Source organism: Kutzneria sp. 744 (assembly GCF_000568255.1).
In the GTDB taxonomy this organism is placed as follows: Bacteria; Actinomycetota; Actinomycetes; order Mycobacteriales; family Pseudonocardiaceae; genus Kutzneria.
Genome location: NZ_KK037166.1, coordinates 2,392,602 through 2,412,852, shown reverse-complemented (window position 1 = coordinate 2,412,852; position 20,251 = coordinate 2,392,602). Strand labels below are relative to the sequence as shown.

Annotated in this window: 5 protein-coding genes and 1 pseudogene; 5 read left to right on the top strand and 1 reads right to left on the bottom strand. The window is 66.4% G+C overall.

Translation table 11 applies throughout. From position 1 onward, the window contains the following. The first annotated feature begins 25 nt into the window (after positions 1–25). Together KUTG_RS60975 and KUTG_RS10730 are read left to right on the top strand one after the other, a co-directional pair. Positions 26–15,856, top strand: coding sequence for a non-ribosomal peptide synthetase (locus KUTG_RS60975; RefSeq protein WP_198047089.1), 15,831 nt, complete (start codon positions 26–28; stop codon positions 15,854–15,856). A 123-nt stretch (positions 15,857–15,979) separates the two neighbouring features. After that, positions 15,980–16,918 (top strand): TauD/TfdA family dioxygenase, encoded by a 939-nt coding sequence (locus KUTG_RS10730; RefSeq protein WP_232240747.1) that lies wholly within the window; start codon positions 15,980–15,982, stop codon positions 16,916–16,918. A gap of 178 nt (positions 16,919–17,096) precedes the next feature. Here the strand turns inward: KUTG_RS10730 and KUTG_RS10725 are convergent, their stop codons facing one another. Further along, positions 17,097–17,855, bottom strand: a complete 759-nt coding sequence (locus KUTG_RS10725) for a peptidylprolyl isomerase (RefSeq protein ID WP_369794446.1) — start codon at positions 17,853–17,855, stop codon at positions 17,097–17,099. Positions 17,856–17,968: 113 nt separating this feature from the next. Here KUTG_RS10725 and KUTG_RS10720 point away from each other — a divergent pair. The 3 genes and pseudogenes from KUTG_RS10720 (at position 17,969) to KUTG_RS10710 (ending at position 20,198) form a co-directional block, all read left to right on the top strand. Continuing rightward, positions 17,969–18,665: pseudogene (locus KUTG_RS10720) on the top strand (MBL fold metallo-hydrolase). A 3-nt stretch (positions 18,666–18,668) separates the two neighbouring features. Beyond that, positions 18,669–19,301 (top strand): hypothetical protein, encoded by a 633-nt coding sequence (locus KUTG_RS10715; RefSeq protein ID WP_043716626.1) that lies wholly within the window; start codon positions 18,669–18,671, stop codon positions 19,299–19,301. Positions 19,302–19,331: 30 nt separating this feature from the next. Continuing rightward, positions 19,332–20,198 (top strand): ATP phosphoribosyltransferase regulatory subunit, encoded by an 867-nt coding sequence (locus KUTG_RS10710; RefSeq protein ID WP_052394306.1) that lies wholly within the window; start codon positions 19,332–19,334, stop codon positions 20,196–20,198. The last annotated feature ends 53 nt before the right edge of the window (positions 20,199–20,251 follow it).

Sequence of the window (20,251 nt, the reverse complement as noted above, 5' to 3'; positions counted from 1 at the left end):
GGGTGAACAGGCTGATGTGGTTGGTGTGTCGGTGTTGTTGCCGGGGCATCCGGCGTATGTCATTTACACGTCGGGTTCTACGGGTCGTCCGAAGGGTGTTGTTGTTCCGCATCGTGGTGTGGTGAATCTGTTGTGTTGGGGTGTGGGCGAGTTCGGCCAGGACGGGTTGTCGCATGTGCTTGCGTCGACGTCGTTCAGTTTTGATATTTCGGTGTTTGAGTTGTTTGGTCCGTTGGTGGCTGGTGGATGTGTCGACGTGGTGGCGAATTTGTTGGCGGTGGCGGGGTTGCCGTTGTCGGGTCGGTTGCTCAGTGGTGCGCCGTCGGTGTTTGCGAACGTGGCTGTCGGGCAGGGGTCTGGTGCGGTGACGGACAGTGTTGTCGCGTTGTGTGGTGAGGCGGTGTCGCGGCAGTTGGTGGGGCAGATCGGTTCTTGGCTTCCGGGGGCGCGGATCTCCAATATCTATGGGCCTACTGAGGCGACGGTGTATGCCACTGCCCACTCCTGCGAGAGTGGGGAGGAGGGTGAGGTTCCGATCGGGCGTCCACTGTGGAACACGCAGGTGTTCGTGTTGGACGCGGAGTTGGAGCCGGTGGCGTCGGGTGTGGTGGGTGAGCTGTATATTGCGGGCGCGCAGTTGGCGCGGGGGTATTTGGGTCGTCCGGGGTTGACCGCGCAGAGGTTCGTGGCGTGTCCTTTCGTTGCTGGGCAGCGGATGTATCGCACTGGGGATTTGGTGCGGTGGACGGCTCAGGGTGAGTTGGTGTTCGAGGGTCGTGTGGATGATCAGGTGAAGATCCGGGGGTTCCGGATCGAGCTGGGTGAGATCGAGACGGTCTTGGCTGCTCATGATCGGGTCGGTCAGGCGGTGGCGGTGGTGCGTGAGGATGTCGCGGGGGACAAGCGGGTTATTGCTTACGTCACGCCGGCTTCGCAGCCCGGTGATGACCTGGGTGAGGGGTCGGGTGGAACGGTCGGCGTTGTGGGGGAGGGTTTGGCGGCGGTGGTGCGGGCGGATCTGGCGGTACGGATGCCGGATTACATGGTGCCGTCGGCGGTTGTGGTGTTGGACGAGTTCCCGGTGACGGTCAACGGAAAGCTGAACCGGAAGGCTCTGCCCGCGCCGGATTACAGCCTGGTGGTGTCCGACCGGGGCCCGGCGACGGTGCAGGAGGAAGTGCTGTGCGGGATCTTCGCTGAGGTGTTGGGCGTGCCCGGGGTCGGGGTGGATGACAACTTCTTTGACCTGGGTGGCCATTCCCTCCTTGCCACGCGGGTGATCAGTCGTATCCGTGCGAGAGAGTCTCCACTACGGTCCGAGAGTGGGGAGGAGGGTGAGGTTCCGATCGGGCGTCCACTGTGGAACACGCAGGTGTTTCGTGTAGACGCGAGTTGGAGCCGGGGCGTCGGGTGTGTGGGTGAGCTGTATATTGCGGGCGCGCAGTTGGCGCGGGGGTATTTGGGTCGTCCGGGGTTGACCGCGCAGAGGTTCGTGGCGTGTCCTTTCGTTGCTGGGCAGCGGATGTATCGCACTGGGGATTTGGTGCGGTGGACGGCTCAGGGTGAGTTGGTGTTCGAGGGTCGTGTGGATGGTCAGGTGAAGATCCGGGGGTTCCGGATCGAGCTGGGTGAGATCGAGACGGTCTTGGCTGCTCATGATCGGGTCGGTCAGGCGGTGGCGGTGGTGCGTGAGGATGTCGCGGGGGACAAGCGGGTTATTGCTTACGTCACGCCGGCTTCGCAGCCCGGTGATGACCTGGGTGAGGGGTCGGGTGGAACGGTCGGCGTTGTGGGGGAGGGTTTGGCGGCGGTGGTGCGGGCGGATCTGGCGGTACGGATGCCGGATTACATGGTGCCGTCGGCGGTTGTGGTGTTGGACGAGTTCCCGGTGACGGTCAACGGAAAGCTGAACCGGAAGGCTCTGCCCGCGCCGGATTACAGCCTGGTGGTGTCCGACCGGGGCCCGGCGACGGTGCAGGAGGAAGTGCTGTGCGGGATCTTCGCTGAGGTGTTGGGCGTGCCCGGGGTCGGGGTGGAGGACAACTTCTTTGACCTGGGTGGCCATTCCCTCCTTGCCACGCGGGTGATCAGTCGTATCCGTGCGGTGTTGGGGGTTGAGGCGAGTATTCGGTCGTTGTTCGACCATCCCACCGTTGCGGGGTTGGCTGCCGGGTTGGTTGGTGCTGGTGTTGGTCGGCCGGCGTTGGTGGCGGGTGTGCGTCCGGCGGTGGTGCCGGTGTCGTTTGCGCAGCGGCGGTTGTGGTTCTTGGAGCAGTTGGATGGTTTGGCTGGGGTGTACAACATTCCGGCGGTGTTGCGTCTGACTGGAGTCCTTGACTACGAGGCTTTGCAGCTGGCGTTGCGGGATGTGGTGGGCCGGCATGAGAGCCTGCGCACTGTTTTCCCCGCCGTCGACGGGCAGCCCTGCCAGCAGATTCTGCCGACCGATCAGGTTGTGGTCGCGCTGCCGGTGGTGACGGCCACCGAGGCGGAGCTGTCGAATCTGATTAGTCGGCAGGTGGGTGCGGGGTTTGATCTGTCGCGTGAGATTCCGTTGCGTGTGACCGTGTTCGCCGTCGGTCAGGACGAGCATGTGTTGGTGTTGGTGTTGCATCACATTGCCGGTGACGGGTGGTCGATGGCACCGTTGGCGCGGGATATCTCCACCGCGTATGCGGCGCGGGTGTCGGGGCGGGCGCCGGAGTGGGTCCCGTTGCCGGTGCAGTACGCGGATTACACGGTGTGGCAGCGCGAACTGCTCGGTGGCGAGGATGATCCGACCAGTGTTGTGAGCGACCAGATCTCGTACTGGCGGCAGGCTTTGGCCGGGGCGCCTGAGGAGTTGGCGTTGCCGGTGGATCGGCCGCGTCCAGTGGTGGCCAGCCATCGCGGCGAGGATGTCGAGGTCCGGGTTTCGGCTGGGGTGCATGAGCGCTTGGTCGAGGTGGCCCGGGCGCGTAGGGTGACGCCGTTCATGGTGTTGCAGGCCGGCGTCGCGGTCCTGCTGTCTCGCCTAGGTGCCGGTGTCGATATTCCGATTGGGTCGCCGATCGCCGGGCGCACTGACGAGGCTCTGGATGAGTTGGTCGGGTTCTTCGTCAACACCCTGGTGCTGCGGACTGATTTGTCGGGTGATCCATCGTTCAGCGAGGTCCTCGACCGGGTGCGTGAGTCGGGGCTGGGTGCGTTTGCGCATCAGGATGTGCCGTTCGAGCGGTTGGTGGAGGAGTTGGCGCCGGCCCGGTCGATGGCGCGTCATCCCTTGTTCCAGGTGATGTTGACGGTGAACAACACCGCTGCACCGGTGATGGACCTGCCGGCCGTGAGCATTGGTAGGCAGTCGGTGGGGCAGTTGCCGGCGAAGTTCGATCTGGACTTCTCGCTGATGGAAGCCTTCGTCGACGGACGTCCGGCGGGGATCGGGGGCGTGCTGACGTATGCCACCGATCTGTTCGACCGGGGCACAGCACGGTTGCTGGTGGAGCGGTTCGTGCGGGTTCTGGAGGCGGTGACCGCCGCCCCGGACGCCCCTGTGCATCAGGTCGAGGTGATGGATCCTGCTGAGCGTGAGCGCGTAGTCGTTGAGTGGAATGACACTGCTCGTGAGGTTCCGGTGGCGTTGCTGCCGGAGTTGTTCGAGGCGCAGGTGGCGAGGACGCCGACCGCGACCGCGGTGGTGTTCGAGAGTGACGAGCTCAGCTACGGCGAGTTGAACGCTCGGGCGAATCGGTTGGCGCGGGTGTTGGTCGGGCGGGGTGTTGGTCCGGAGCGTGTGGTGGGGGTGATGTTGCCGCGGTCGGTGGAGTTGGTGGTGGCGTTGCTGGCGGTGCTGAAGGCCGGCGGCGCTTATCTGCCGATCGATCCGGATTATCCGGCCGAGCGGGTCGAGTACATGCTCCAGGACGCGCGTCCTGTGCTCGTGCTGGCCGGGCAGGAGACTCAACGCGACTTTGTGTCGGCGTCGGTGTTGGTGATCGACGGGCAGTCCGGTTTGGACGGTTCCAATGTGTCCGATGTGGAGCGTGTGAGTCGGCTGCTGCCAGGGCATCCGGCTTATGTCATCTACACCTCTGGTTCCACCGGTCGTCCCAAGGGCGTCACTGTCCCGCATCACGGTGTCGTGAACTCCCTTGCCGGGATGGCGCGGCGGTTCTCCTTTGACACGGGGGATGTGTGGGCGTGGTTCCACTCGTTCGCCTTCGACTTCTCGGTGTTGGAGTTGTGGGGCGCGTTGTTGCATGGTGGGAGCCTGGTGGTGGTTCCCTTCGCGGCGACGCGGGCCCCGGTCGAGTTGCTGGAGCTTCTGGTCGACCGGCGGGTGACGGTGTTGGGTCAGACTCCGTCGGCGTTTTCCCAGCTGGTACAGGCTGATGCGCAGAATCCTGAGCTGGGCGACAAGTTGGCGTTGCGGTCTGTGGTGCTCGGCGGTGAGGCGCTGGATGTGCAGCCGTTGCGGCAGTGGTCGGCCCGCCATCGTGGTCACACGCCGGCGCTGCTCAACATCTATGGGCCGACCGAGACGATCATTCGCTGCACGGATCACCTGGTCGACACCGGGGATGACGCCGCCGTCCCGCCGCCGATCGGTTCTCCGGTGTGGAACACGCAGGTGTTCGTGCTGGACGGGGCTTTGCGTCCGGTGGCGCCGGGTGTGGTGGGTGAGTTGTATGTGGCCGGCGCGCAGTTGGCGAGGGGCTATCTGGGTCGGCCGGGTTTGACTGGTGAGCGGTTTGTTGCGTGTCCTTTCCTTGTGGGGCAGCGGATGTATCGCACTGGGGATTTGGTGCGGTGGACTGCTCAGGGCGAGTTGGTGTTCGAGGGCCGCATCGATGATCAGGTGAAGGTCCGCGGCTTCCGGATCGAGCTGGGTGAGGTCGAGGCGGTCCTCGCCGGCCATGACCAGGTCGTCCAAGCAGTGGCCGTGGTGCGCGAGGATATGCCGGGGGACAAACGGCTTATCGCCTATGTAGTCCCGGCTGTGCGGCACGCGGAGACGGATGGTTTGTCCGCGCTGGTGCGGGCGCATGTGGCCGCTCGGGTGCCGGAGTACATGGTGCCGTCGGCGGTTGTGGTGCTGGACGCGTTCCCGTTGACGGTGAACGGAAAGCTCGACCGTAAGGCGCTGCCGGCACCCGACTACAGCCTGGTGGTGTCCGATCGCGGCCCGGCGACGGTCCAGGAGGAAGTGCTGTGCGGGATTTTCGCCGAGGTGTTGGGTGTGCCCCGGGTTGGGGTGGATGACAACTTCTTTGACCTGGGTGGTCATTCGCTGCTGGCGACGCGGGTGATCAGCCGGATTCGGGCTGCGCTGGGGGTTGAGGCGAGCATCCGGTCGTTGTTCGAACATCCCACTGTCGCGGGGCTTTCGGGCCGGCTGGAGCAGTCCACGCAGGTTGTGGTGCCGCCCAACGGGATTCCCGATGACGCCACGGTGATCACTCCGGACATGCTGCCGTTGGTGGACCTGGACAGCGAGCAGATCGACACGATCCTCGCCCATGTTCCGGGCGGGGCGGCGAATCTGGCTGATGTCTATCTGTTGGCGCCGTTGCAGGAAGGCATCTTCTTCCACCACTTGATGGCTACTGGCGACGCTGGTGGCGATGTGTATGTGTTGCCGCGCGTGTTGGGCTTCGACTCCCGTGCCCGCCTGGATGACTTCCTGGCCGCGGTTCAGCGGGTTGTCGATCGTCATGACATTCTGCGGACCGCGGTGGTGTGGCAGGGGTTGCCGGAGCCGGTCCAGGTCGTGTGGCGAGACGCGCCGCTGCCCGTGCAGGAAGTCACGTTGGATTCGACGGGCCCGGAGCCGGTTGAGCAGCTGCTCGCCGTGGGCCGGCAGGCGATCGACCTCGGTCGGGCCCCACTGCTGCGGGCCCACATCGCCGCGGAACCCGGCACCGACCGGTGGCTGGTTCTGATGCGGATACATCACCTGGTCCAGGACCACACCGCGGTGGAGGTGATGATCGAGGAAGCGCACGCGTTCCTGACCGGGCAGGCCGACCGGTTGCCAGAGCCGGTGCCATTCCGGAATTTCGTGGCTCAAGCTCGTTTGGGTGTGTCACGTGCGGAGCACGAGCGGTACTTCACCGATCTGTTGGGTGATGTGGACGAGCCGACGGCGCCGTTCGGGATCTTGGACGTGCGTGGTGATGCTTCCACGGTCACCGTAGCGGCGGTGATGGTGGACATGGTGCTGGCGGACCGGGTGCGGGAACAGGCCCGGCGGGTTGGGGTTAGTCCGGCGACGTTGTTCCATCTGGTGTGGGCGCGGGTGGTGGCGGCGACATCGGGTCGTGAGGACGTGGTTTTCGGAACAGTCCTGCTGGGGCGGATGAATGCCGGCGCTGACGCTGATCGGGCGTTGGGCATGTTCATCAACACCCTGCCGCTGCGCGTATCCACGGGCATGGTGGGTGTGGCGGACGCGGTTCGGGCGATGCAGTCCCAGCTTGCTGCGGTGTTGATGCATGAGCACGCGCCGTTGTCGTTGGCTCAGCGGGTCAGCGGCGTGCGGGCGCCAGCCCCGGTGTTCACCTCGCTGCTCAACTACCGGCACAGCCCGGTGGCTGCGCCGGGAACCGATCCCGACCAAGGCATGAAGTTCGATGGCATTCAGTCCCTGCATGCCCAGGAGCGCACGAACTATCCGGTGGCGCTGGCGGTTGATGACACCGGTGTGGGATTTGCTGTCACCGCGAAGGTGGTGGCGCCACTTGATCCGAATGCCGTGTGCGCGATGGTGTGCACCGCGTTGGAGAACGTGGTGGCGTTGTTGGAGACCGTCCCGGACACGCCGGTGCGTCACGTGCAGGTCCTGGATGCCGCTGAGCGTGAGCGGGTTCTGGTCGAGTGGAATGACACGGCGCGGGAGGTTCCGGTCGCGACGTTGCCGGAGTTGTTCCAGGCCCAGGTGGCACGGACCCCGGACGCGACCGCGCTGGTCTTCCAGGGTGAGAAGCTGAGCTACGGGGAGTTGAACGCTCGGGCGAACCGGTTGGCTCGGGTGCTGATCTCGCGTGGTGTGGGTCCGGAGCGCTTGGTCGCGGTGATGTTGCCGCGCTCGGTGGAGTTGATGGTGGCTCTGCTGGGCGTGGTCAAGGCCGGCGGTGCTTATCTGCCGATCGATCCGCTCGACCCGGCCGGGCGGATCGAGCACATCCTCGACGACGCGCGTCCCGTGCTTGTGCTGACCGATCAGGACGGCGCTCGTTCGATCGAGGCGGATGTGCCGGTGCTGGCGATCGACGGCCAGTCTTACCAGGGCGAGCAGACCGGTGTGGACGGCGCGGATGTGTCCGACGCGGATCGGATCGGCCGGTTGTCGCCGGGGCACCCGGTGTATGTCATCTACACGTCGGGGTCCACCGGCCGTCCCAAGGGCGTCGTCACCAGCCATCGCTCGCTGGTGAACTACGTTGCCCGGTGCCGCGAAGCGTATCCGGACGTGAGCGGGAGCACTCTTCTGCACTCGTCGATTTCATTCGATCTGGGTGTGACCGGCCTCTATGGCGCGCTGACCTCCGGCGGCCGTGTGTACGTGGCCGCGCTGGACGAGGATCTTTCCGCGACGATCGGTCGGGAGCGGTTGACGTTCCTGAAGGCGACGCCGAGCCACTTGTCGCTGATGGACACCTTGCCCGGCAACTGCGTTCCCACCGGGCAGATGATGGTGGGCGGGGAAGCGATGACCCATGCCCGACTGCGGGAATGGCGTCACACGAATCCCGGTGTTGCATTCGTCAACCACTACGGGCCGACCGAGACGACGGTGGGCTGCACCGACCACCTGGTCGATGCAGATCATGAGACGTCCAGCGGCCTGGTCCCGATCGGCCGTCCGATGTGGAACACACAGGTGTTCGTGCTGGACGCCGGATTGCAGCCGGTCGCGCCCGGCGTGGTGGGTGAGCTGTATGTGGCCGGCGCGCAGTTGGCTCGGGGCTATCTGGGCCGCCCGGGATTGACCGGTCAGCGGTTTGTCGCGTGTCCTTTCCTTGCCGGGGAAAGGATGTATCGCACTGGGGATTTGGTGCGGTGGACCGCTCAGGGCGAGTTGGTGTTCGAAGGCCGCGCTGACGACCAGGTGAAGATCCGCGGGTACCGCATCGAACTGGGCGAGGTCGAGGCGGTCTTGGCCGCCCAAGACCAGGTCGCTCAGGCGGTGGCCGTGGTGCGCGAGGACGTTCCGGGGGACAAGCGGCTTATCGCCTACGTGGTATCGGCTTCGCAGCCCGGTGACGACTCGGCTGGGGATGGCTTGCCGTCGGTGGTGCGGGCGCATCTGGCGGCGCGGGTGCCGGACTACATGGTGCCTTCGGCGATCGTGGTGCTCGATGAGATCCCGTTGACGGTGAACGGAAAGCTGGACCGTAGGGCCCTGCCGGCACCTGACTACAGCCGGGCGGTGTCCGACCGTGGGCCGGCGACGCCTCGTGAAGAAGTGCTGTGCGGGATTTTCGCCGAGGTGTTGGGCGTGCCCAGGGTCGGAGTGGAGGACAACTTCTTTGATCTGGGTGGGCATTCGCTGCTGGCGACGCGTGTCGTCAGCCGTATCCGGTCGGCGCTGGGCGTTGAGGCCAGTATCCGGGCGTTGTTCGAGCACCCCACTGTCGGGGGACTTTCCGACCGGTTGACTGGTGCTGCTGTTGGTCGGCCTGCGCTGGTGGCGGGTGTGCGTCCGGCGGTGGTGCCGGTGTCGTTTGCGCAGCAGCGGTTGTGGTTCTTGGAGCAGTTGGACGGTTCGGCCGGGGTGTACAACATTCCGGCGGTGTTGCGTCTGACCGGTGCCCTTGACCACGCTGCATTGCAGCTGGCGTTGCGGGATGTGGTGGGTCGGCATGAGAGCCTGCGCACTGTTTTCCCGGCCGTTGACGGGCAGCCGAGCCAGCACATCTTGCCGATTGAGCAGGTGGTGATGGACCTGCCGGTGATGGCGGCGGACGAGGCCGAACTGCCGGCTTTGATTGCCGACCGTGCCGGGGCTGGGTTTGATCTGTCGCGTGAGATTCCGTTGCGTGTGACCGTGTTCGCCGTCGCGCCGGACGAACACGTGTTGGTGTTGGTGCTGCATCACATCGCCGGCGACGGTTGGTCGATGGCGCCGCTGGCCCGGGATATCTCCACGGCCTATACCGCGCGTCTGTCAGGACTGGCCCCGGAATGGGCTCCGTTGCCGGTGCAGTACGCGGACTACATGCTGTGGCAGCGTGATTTGCTTGGTAGTGATCATGACACGGTCGGTGTGTTGGGTGAGCAGATCGTGTACTGGCAGCGGGCCCTGGCCGGAGCGCCTGAGGAGTTGGCGTTGCCGGTGGATCGGGCTCGTCCGCCGGTGGCCAGCCATCGCGGCGACAGCGTCGAGGTCCGGGTTTCGGCTGGGGTGCATGAGCGTTTGGTCGAGGTGGCCCGGGCGCGTGGGGTGACGCCGTTCATGGTGTTGCAGGCTGGTGTGGCGGTGCTGTTGTCCCGGTTGGGCGCTGGTATCGATATTCCGATTGGGTCGCCGATCGCCGGGCGTACCGATGAGGCGTTGGACGAGTTGGTCGGGTTCTTCGTCAACACCCTGGTGCTGCGCACTGATCTGTCGGGTGATCCGTCGTTCGGTGAGGTCCTGGATCGGGTGCGTGAGGCCGGCCTGGGTGCGTTCGCCCATCAGGATGTGCCGTTCGAGCGGCTGGTGGAGGAGTTGGCGCCGGCCCGGTCGATGGCGCGTCATCCCCTGTTCCAGGTGATGTTGACGGTGAACAACACTGCAACCCCGATGATGGATCTGCCGGGGTTGGCTGTCGCGAGGCAGCCGATGGGGCAGGTGCCGGCGAAGTTCGACCTGGACTTCTCGCTGATGGAAGCCTTCGTCGACGGGCGGCCGGCGGGGATCGGTGGTGTGTTGACGTATGCCACCGACCTGTTCGAGCGGGGCACGGCGCGTTTGCTGGTGGAGCGGTTCCTGCGGGTTCTGGACATGGTCACCGCCGATCCGCAGGTTCGCGTGCGCCACGTCGAGGTCGTGGGTCTCGCCGAGCGTGAGCGGGTGGTGGTCGAGTGGAATGACACCGCGCGTGAGGTTCCGGTCGCGACGTTGCCGGAGTTGTTCGAGGCGCAGGTGGCGAGGACCCCGGATGCGACTGCCGTGGTGTTCGAGGGCGAGGAGTTCAGCTACGGGGCGTTGAACGCTCGGGCGAACCGGTTGGCGCGGGTGTTGATCGGGCGGGGTGTGGGTCCGGAGCGCTTGGTCGCGGTGATGTTGCCGCGGTCGGTGGAGTTGGTGGTGGCGTTGCTGGCCGTGTTGAAGGCCGGTGGCGCTTATCTGCCGATCGATCCGGACTACCCGACCGGACGGATTCGGTACATGCTCGACGACGCGAGTCCCGCGCTCGTGCTGACCGGGGAGGAGACCCGAGACGAGTTCGGGTCGATGCCGGTGCTGGCGATCGGCGTACAGTCCGATGTGGACGGTAATGATCTGTCCGATGTGGAGCGTGTGAGTCCTCTGCTGCCGGCGCATCCGGCCTATGTCATCTACACCTCTGGTTCCACCGGTCGCCCCAAGGGCGTTTCCGTCCCCCACCACAACCTGGTCAATCACATGGTGTGGATGCAGAACGAGTATCGGCTGCGGGACACCGATCGGGTGTTGCAGAAGACTCCCGCCGGATTCGACGCGTCGGTGTGGGAGTTCTTCTGGCCGTTGCTGCGGGGAGCGGTGCTGGTCCTGGCCCGGCCCGGTGGGCACCGGGACCTGGCCTATTTGGCCGAACTGATCCAGGATGAGCGGATCACCATCGCGCAGTTCGTTCCTTCGATGCTGCAAGTGTTCCTGCACGAACCCGGCGCTGCCGGGTGCGGGAGTCTGCGTGCGGTGTTCAGCGGTGGCGAGCAGCTGCCCGCCGAGTTGGGCGCACGGTGTCGGCAGGTGCTCGACGCGGAACTGCACAACTTGTACGGACTCACCGAGACCACCGTGGATGTCACCTCCTCACGCTGTGAGACCGAGGGTGTGGTGTCGATCGGCACTCCGGTGTGGAACACGCAGGTGTTCGTGCTGGACGGGGCTTTGCAGCCGGTGGCACCGGGTGTGGTGGGTGAGCTGTATGTGGCCGGTGCCCAGTTGGCGAGGGGCTATCTGGGTCGGCCGGGTTTGACTGGTGAGCGGTTTGTCGCTTGTCCTTTCCTTGTGGGGCAGCGGATGTATCGCACCGGAGATTTGGTGCGGTGGACCGCTCAGGGCGAGTTGGTGTTCGAGGGCCGCGTGGACGACCAGGTGAAGGTCCGCGGCTTCCGGATCGAGCTGGGCGAGGTCGAAGCGGTCCTGGCCGCCCACGAGCAGGTCGCGCAGGCGGCGGCCGTGGTGCGTGAAGGTTTCCCAGGGGACAAGCGGCTTATCGCTTACGTGGTCCCGGCTGTGCAGCCCGCGGAAACGGATGGTTTATCCGCGCTGGTGCGGGCGCATCTGGCCGCGCGAGTGCCGGAGTACATGGTGCCCTCAGCCGTCGTGGTGCTGGACGCGTTCCCGCTGACGGTGAACGGCAAGCTGGACCGCAAGGCCCTGCCGGCGCCTGATTACAGCCTGGCGGTGTCCGACCGGGGCCCGGTCACGGTCCAGGAGGAAGTGCTGTGTGGGATCTTCGCCGAGGTTCTCGGCGTCCCCCGGGTCGGGGTGGATGACAACTTCTTTGACCTGGGTGGTCATTCGCTGCTGGCGACGCGGGTGATCAGCCGGATTCGGGCTGCGCTGGGGGTTGAGGCGAGCATCCGGTCGTTGTTCGAACATCCCACTGTCGCGGGGCTTTCGGGCCGGTTGGAGCAGTCCACGCAGGTTGTGGTGCCGCCCAACGGGATTCCCGCTGACGCCACGGTGATCACTCCGGACATGCTGCCGTTGGTGGAGCTGGACAGCGAGCAGATCGATACGATCCTCGCCCATGTTCCGGGCGGGGCGGCGAATCTGGCTGATGTTTATCCGTTGGCGCCGTTGCAGGAAGGCATCTTCTTCCACCATCTGATGGCCGCCGGCGACGCTGGTGGCGATGTGTATGTGTTGCCGCGTGTGTTGGGCTTCGACTCCCGTATGCGGTTGGATGACTTCCTGACCGCGGTCCAGCGGGTCATCGACCGTCACGATATTCTGCGGACCGCGGTGCTGTGGCAGGGATTGCCCGAGCCGGTTCAGGTTGTGTGGCGGCACGCATCGCTGCCTGTGCAGGAAATGGTGCTTGAGCCTGGGGTGGACCCGGTCGAGCAGTTGCTGGCCGTGGGTACTCAGGCGATGGACCTTGACCAGGCCCCGTTGCTCCGGGCCTACGTCGCGGCGGAACCCGGCACCGACCGGTGGCTGGTTCTGATGCGCGTGCAGCATCTGGTCCAGGATCACGCCGCGCTGGAGGTGATGATCGAAGAGGCGCACGCGTTCCTGACCGGGCAGGAAGCCCGACTGCCGGTGCCGGTGCCGTTCCGGAATTTTGTGGCTCAGGCTCGTTTGGGTGTGTCGCGGGCGGAGCATGAGCGGTACTTCGCTGATCTGTTGGGTGATGTGGATGAGCCGACGGCGCCGTTCGGGATCTTGGATGTCCGTGGTGATGCCTCCACGGTCACCGAAGCAACGCTGGCGGTGGATGCGACGTTGGCGGCTCGGGTGCGGGAGCAGGCCCGGCGGGTCGGTGTCAGTCCGGCGACGTTGTTCCATCTGGTGTGGGCGCGGGTGGTGGCGGCGACGTCGGGGCGTGAGGACGTGGTTTTCGGAACGGTGCTGTTGGGGCGGATGAATGCCGGCGCTGACGCTGATCGGGCGTTGGGGATGTTCATCAACACCCTGCCGGTGCGAGTGTCCACCGGTGCCGTTGGAGTGGTGGATGCGGTGAGGGGGATGCAGTCCCAGTTGGCCGGTGTGTTGATGCATGAGCATGCACCGTTGTCGTTGGCTCAGCGGGTCAGCGGCGTGCGGGCGCCAGCTCCGGTGTTCACGTCGCTGCTGAACTACCGGCACAGCCCGGTAACCGATCCCGGTCAAGGCCTGAGGTTTGACGGCATTCGGGCCCTGCACGTGCAGGACCGCACGAACTATCCGGTGACGGTCGCGGTCGATGACACCGGCGTGGGATTCGGTGTCACCGCACAGGTCGTGGCGCCGCTTGATCCGGCTGCGGTGTGTCTGATGGTGGTCACTGCCCTGGAGGACATGGTGGCGCTGCTGGAAACCGCCCCGGACACCGCCATGCGTCACGTGCCGGTGTTGGCCGAGACCGAGCGTGAGCGGGTTCTGGTCGAATGGAATGACACGGCGCGTGAGGTTCCGGCCGTGACGTTGCCGGAGTTGTTCGAGGCGCAGGTGGTGCGGACGCCGGATGCGATCGCGGTGGTGTTCGAGGGCGAGGAGCTGAGTTACCGTGAGTTGGATGCTCGGGCGAACGGCTTGGCTCGGGTGTTGGTCGAGAGGGGTGTGGGCCCGGAGCGCGTGGTCGGGGTGATCCTGCGCCGGTCGGCTGAGCTCATGGTGGCGCTGTTGGGCGTGCTGAAGGCCGGCGGTGCGTATCTGCCGATCGATGCGAGTTATCCGGCTGAGCGTGTCGAGTACATGCTCGATGACGCGGGTCCCGTGCTGGTGCTGACCGATCGGCAGACTCACCGCGAGTTCGGGTCGGATGTGCCGGTGTTGGTGGTCGACGAGCAGTCCTACCAGGGCGAGCAGGCTGATGTGGTTGGTGTGTCGGTGTTGTTGCCGGGGCATCCGGCGTATGTCATTTACACGTCGGGTTCTACGGGTCGTCCGAAGGGTGTTGTTGTTCCGCATCGTGGTGTGGTGAATCTGTTGTGTTGGGGTGTGGGCGAGTTCGGCCAGGACGGGTTGTCGCATGTGCTTGCGTCGACGTCGTTCAGTTTTGATATTTCGGTGTTTGAGTTGTTTGGTCCGTTGGTGGCTGGTGGATGTGTCGACGTGGTGGCGAATTTGTTGGCGGTGGCGGGGTTGCCGTTGTCGGGTCGGTTGCTCAGTGGTGCGCCGTCGGTGTTTGCGAACGTGGCTGTCGGGCAGGGGTCTGGTGCGGTGACGGACAGTGTTGTCGCGTTGTGTGGTGAGGCGGTGTCGCGGCAGTTGGTGGGGCAGATCGGTTCTTGGCTTCCGGGGGCGCGGATCTCCAATATCTATGGGCCTACTGAGGCGACGGTGTATGCCACTGCCCACTCCTGCGAGAGTGGGGAGGAGGGTGAGGTTCCGATCGGGCGTCCACTGTGGAACACGCAGGTGTTCGTGTTGGACGCGGAGTTGGAGCCGGTGGCGTCGGGTGTGGTGGGTGAGCTGTATATTGCGGGCGCGCAGTTGGCGCGGGGGTATTTGGGTCGTCCGGGGTTGACCGCGCAGAGGTTCGTGGCGTGTCCTTTCGTTGCTGGGCAGCGGATGTATCGCACTGGGGATTTGGTGCGGTGGACGGCTCAGGGTGAGTTGGTGTTCGAGGGTCGTGTGGATGATCAGGTGAAGATCCGGGGGTTCCGGATCGAGCTGGGTGAGATCGAGACGGTCTTGGCTGCTCATGATCGGGTCGGTCAGGCGGTGGCGGTGGTGCGTGAGGATGTCGCGGGGGACAAGCGGGTTATTGCTTACGTCACGCCGGCTTCGCAGCCCGGTGATGACCTGGGTGAGGGGTCGGGTGGAACGGTCGGCGTTGTGGGGGAGGGTTTGGCGGCGGTGGTGCGGGCGGATCTGGCGGTACGGATGCCGGATTACATGGTGCCGTCGGCGGTTGTGGTGTTGGACGAGTTCCCGGTGACGGTCAACGGAAAGCTGAACCGGAAGGCTCTGCCCGCGCCGGATTACAGCCTGGTGGTGTCCGACCGGGGCCCGGCGACGGTGCAGGAGGAAGTGCTGTGCGGGATCTTCGCTGAGGTGTTGGGCGTGCCCGGGGTCGGGGTGGATGACAACTTCTTTGACCTGGGTGGCCATTCCCTCCTTGCCACGCGGGTGATCAGTCGTATCCGTGCGGAGTTGGGGGCAGAGGCCAGCATCCGATCGTTGTTCGAGCATCCCACCGTCACCGGACTGGCCAATTGCCTGGGGTTGCCCGATGCCGACTTGGCCGGCGTCGATGACGCTCTCGGTGTCACGCTGCCGATCAGGACAACGGGAACTCGTGCTCCTCTGTTCTGCGTGCACCCGGCGGCCGGGCTGAGCTGGTGCTACCTGCCCCTCGTGCGGTACGCGCCCGCGGACTACCCGCTCTATGGACTCCAGTCCCGGGGTCTCGACGGCGCCCGGCAGTCCCTGGAGTCGGTCCAGGAGATGGCGGCGGAGTACATCAAGGAAATCCGCCGAGTCCAGCCGTCCGGGCCCTACCGCGTCCTGGGTTGGTCCTTCGGCGGGATCGTCGCCCACGAGGTGGCGGTCCAGTTGGAATCCTGTGGCGAACGCGTCGAAGCCCTGATCGTCATGGACGCCTATCCGGTCGGTGGCAACCGTCAGCTCGGCGCTGACGGGGCGGATGAGCAGGCCGTCGGCCCCGAGGAATTCATGCTCAGGTTCCGTGACGCGGCGCAGCGGTTCACGGCCGACGCCGCCGCGGAATTCTCGGAGGATCAGCTCGCCCGGGCCGCGCAGGTGTTCCGGACGAACCTGAGGGCTCAGTCCGAGCATGTGCCCGGCAAGTTCACGGGCGACCTCCTGCTCATTGCCGCCGACAACGGTGGACTGCCGGACCCGAACCCCGCCGAGCGGTGGAAGGACAACGTTTTCGGGAGGATCGCCGAAGCGCATCTTCCCTGCACGCACAACGACATGACTCGGCCCGACATGCTCGCCCGGGTGTGGACGGCGGTGGCGGCGATGCTGGATTCGGCGGAGGGAACCGCTTCTGGTGACAAATAACGCGTCGGGTCCGGTCGATACGGTCCCGAGTTCGCCTCGGCGGTCAACGGCTAGTGGAATCGAACTTGGTGGGGGTTTGTAATGCGACGGGAATCGTCAAGCCCGGATGATGTCATCCTGACCTTGACTCCGGCGGAATCCAAGGAACTGGACGCCGTGGCACAGTACTTGACGACTCTGGCGGATGCGGTCGACGACCGGCAGTGGGTCGCGCGCGCGAGGACGGCCTGGGAGGAGCTTCCCGCTCGTTACCGCGGGCGCCTGCGGGAGTTCCGCCGTGACTCCGGTCCCCAGGGCGTGTTTGTCGTGCGTGGCCTTGATGTGCACGAAGACGAGTTGCCCAGCACCCCGTCCGTGCGGGGATCGGCTCAGCGCGCCCCCAGCATCCCCGCGGCGGTGTTGCTGATGACGGCCTGCGGGCTCGGCGACCCGGCCGCGTTCCTGGCCGAGAAATCAGGAGCCCTGGTCCAGGACGTGGTTCCGGTGCCCGGCCAGGAGGAATTCCAGGGCAATGCCGGATCGGTCGACCTGATGATGCACAACGAGAATGCGTTCCACCCGCATCGCCCGGACTTCGTGATGCTGCTGTGCCTGCGGCCCGACCACGACCGCGTCGCGGGCCTGCGCACCGCCTCCATCAGGCAGGCTCTTCCGCTGCTGTCGGAGCAATCAAGGGCCGGCCTGGCGCGGCCGGACTTCACCACGCAGGCACCGCCGTCATTCGGCGAGGCGGACGATCAGGGTCAACAGCACGCGGTGCTGCACGGCGACCTGGACGACCCCGATATCAAGGTGGATTTCGCTGCCACGAATGGTGAGACCCCGGCTGCGAGGGCCGCGCTCGCCGAGCTCCGTGATCGCATCGACGAGGTGGCGTTCACTTTACGGTTGGAATCCGGCGACCTGGCCATCGTGGACAACCATGTGTCTCTGCATGGCCGCACGGCCTTCCGGCCGCGTTATGACGGCAGGGACCGCTGGCTTCAGCGCACCTTCGCCTTCGCGGATCTCCGGCGTTCGCGTGACCACCGCCCCGACGACGGCTACGTGCTGACGCGGTAGCCGGCCGACACGACAACGGCTGCGCACCCCGGTCAGGGGATGCGCAGCCGTCGGTGCGTCGGAATCAGGCCGCGACCTGGGACTTGGTGATGGTCACCTTCTTTGTTGGGGGGGCCAACGCCGGCGCTGCTGTCGAAGGCGCCGACGTCACCGGGCTTGGGCGATGTAGTCGATCTCTTCAGGCCGACGTCGGAGATGGTGCCGAAGACAGTAAGTTCGGCTGCAGCTGCGCGTCGCCGTAGACCAGGAAGAACTGGCTGCCGTTGGTGTTCGGGCCCGAGTTGGCCATGGCCAGGTAGCCGCGGCCGTAGGTGAGCGAGGGCCACACCTCGTCGTCGAACTTGTAGCCGGGGCCGCCGGTGCCGTCGCCCTTGGGGTCGCCGCACTGGAGCATCTGCAGGCCGGACGTGCTCAGCCGGTGGCAGCTGGTGTTGTCGTAGTAGCCCTGGCCGGACAGGCTCACGAAGCTGTTCACCGCGCACGGCGCGAGCGCCCGGTCCAGCGTCAGCGGGATGTCGCCGTCGTTGGTCTTCAGCGTCACCGTCACGGTGCCCTGGGTGGAGATGCCCGAGCCGTTCGGCAGGTTGTTGGCCTTGGCGGCGTCGCCCTCCTTGGTGTACTTGCAGTCCACCGTGGGGGCCAGCGGCGTGGGACGCTTGGGCGCGGCGGCCAGCGCCGTCGGGATGGTGATCGGCGGCTTCGACGTCGAGGTCGGCGCGTCCGAGGACGGTGACGCCGCGGTCGACGACCCGCTGCCGGCGTTGGCGACGGCGAACCAGATGCCACCCGCGACCAGTAGGACCACGACGGTGGTCACGGAGATGCTGGTGACGCGGCGGCGCCGGGCCCGCTGAGCTCGACGAACGAGCTGCCGCTCCAACTTCCGCTTCGCGGCCTCGCGGCGCTGTTCGTTGCTCGGCACCTGCGCTCTCCCCATGGTAGTGACGACAAGACTGCCGCGAGTGTAGGACGACGGGGTGTGACCGCTGTGTGGTGGTCCCCAACCGGTAGGCTTGGCCGGTCGTTCCGCGCCCAGATGGAGGTTCGCCCGTGCTCGTCGTCGGGTTCCCGACCGGCGCCCTCCAGGCCAACTGCTACCTGCTCGCGGCCGGTGAGGGCGAGGCCTGCGTCGTCGTCGACCCCGGCCAGGACGCGGTCGAGCCGATCATGGAGGCGGTGCGCGAGCACCGGCTGTCGCCGGTCGCCGTGCTGCTCACGCACGGTCATTTCGATCATTCCTTCTCGGTCACGCCGGTGTGCGACGGCAATGACGTGCCGGCCTGGATCCACCCCGCCGACCGAGCCATGCTGTCCGACCCGCTCAAGGGCGTGAGCGCCGAGACGGCCGCGTTCTTCGGCGGACGCCTGGAGATGCGCGAGCCGTCCGAGGTCCGCGAGCTGGCCGACGGCGTCACCCTGGACCTGGCCGGCCTGCGACTGCTGGTGGACCACACCCCGGGCCACACCGGCGGCTCGGTGATGTTCCGCGCCGGCACCGAGGAGGGCGGCCGGCTCGTGCTGTCCGGCGACCCCTGTTCGCCGGCTCGATCGGCCGCACCGTATTTTTTCCGGCGGCGACCACTCGGCGATGCTGGACTCGTTGCGGGACAAGGTGTTGACCCTGCCCGACGACACCGTGGTGCTGCCCGGCCACGGCGGCTCCAGCACCATCGGACGCGAGCGCGCCGGCAACCCGTTCCTGCTGGGCCTCGACGACCGTCCCTCCGCGCCGCGACGGGGGATGTGAGGCGTGCCCGAGCGCATCCCGCTTGACCTGCTGGACGTGGCGGTGGTGCGCAAGCGCGCCCGCTACGTGGTGGTCGCGGCCCTCGTGCTGGGCCTGGTGATCGGGGAGCTGGTGGCCCTGCTCGGCGGCTTCCTCGCCGGCGGCATCGCCGCCCTCGTGGTCGCCATCCCGCTGATCGTGCTGGCCGTCGTGGAGGCCCGCCGACGGGTGTGGCTGGAGAGCCCCAAGGTGTCGGTGCGGGCGCTGGGCACCCGGACCGTGGACCTGCACGGCCTGACCGACCTGGACCTGATGGTCACCGACGTGCGCGGCAACCGCACCATCGGCATGCTGATCAGCGGCGCTCCCAAGGGCCGCACGATCAACATCGCCCTGGCCACGTACAGCGCGGTCGGCGGGCGCGAACTGGGCATCCTGGCGCTGCGGCGGCTGGCCGACGGCCTGTCCGGCGCCGGCGACCCCGGCCCGCTGGTGTTCGCCGAGCTGCTCGTGGCCCAGCTGCGGGCCGAGGCCCGCGGCGAGGACATGCCTGGTCGGCCGCTATATCAGTTGGCCTCCGCGGTGCCGGGCGGCAAGCTGGCACAACGCATCCAGACCGACGCCGTGACCCGTTTCGTGGCCACGCTCGACTCGTAACCACTCGCTGAGGAAACCGACACCGTGAAGATGGACAACAGCCCCGCCCGGGGCACCCGTGACCTGCTCCCGTCGGCCGTGGCCACCCGTGACCACGTGCTCGCGACGATCACGGACGTCTACCACCGGTTCGGCTACCAGCGGATCGAGACACCGGCGCTGGAGGACATCACCCGGCTCACCGGCGGGCAGGGCGGCGAGAACGAGAAGCTGCTGTTCCAGGTGCTGCGGCGCGGCCTGCCGGCCACCGTGGAGGCGGAGACGCCGCTGTCCGAGCTGATCGACCTCGGGCTGCGCTTCGACCTGACGGTGCCGCTGACCCGGTTCTACGGCAACAACCAGGCCACGCTGCCGCAGCCGTTCCGGTCCTTCCAGTTCGGGCCGGTGTGGCGGGCCGAGCGGCCGGCCAAGGGCCGCTACCGGCAGTTCTACCAGTGCGACATCGACATGATCGGCGAGGCGTCGGTGCTGGCCGAGGTGGAGCTGATCGAGGCCACCGCGCAGGCGCTGGCCGCCGTCGGCCTGAGCGGCACCACCGTGCGGCTGGCCGACCGGCGGTATCTGTCCGCGCTGGCCGCCGTCGTCGGCCTGGACGAGTCGGCCTGGTCCACGTTCTTCATCGGCCTGGACAAGCTCGACAAGATCGGCTGGGACGGGGTGCGGGCCGAGCTCACCGGGCGCGGCCTGCCCGGCGAGGCCGTGGACGCCGCCCGCGAGCGGATCGAGGCGCTCACCGGCCTGGCCGCCGACAAGGTCGCCGACTCCCTGTCCGACGTCATTCCTTTCTTTTTGTCCAGGACGTCGTGGCCGATCTGGGCACCGTCGCCGGCTGCCTCGACGACATGCCCGGGCTCACCTGGGAGAACGAGCCGACCCTGGTGCGCGGTATTGTGTTGACTACACCGGGCAGATCTTCTAGGTCGGCCACCCGTCGGTCAGCTACTCGCTGG

What these genes read in the sequence shown, in the direction of transcription:
- KUTG_RS10725 (WP_369794446.1), bottom strand. Translation starts at nt 17,855, where the DNA reads ATGGGGAGAGCGCAGGTGCCGAGCAACGAACAGCGCCGCGAGGCCGCG.
- KUTG_RS10710 (WP_052394306.1), top strand. Translation starts at nt 19,332, where the DNA reads ATGGACAACAGCCCCGCCCGGGGCACCCGTGACCTGCTCCCGTCGGCC.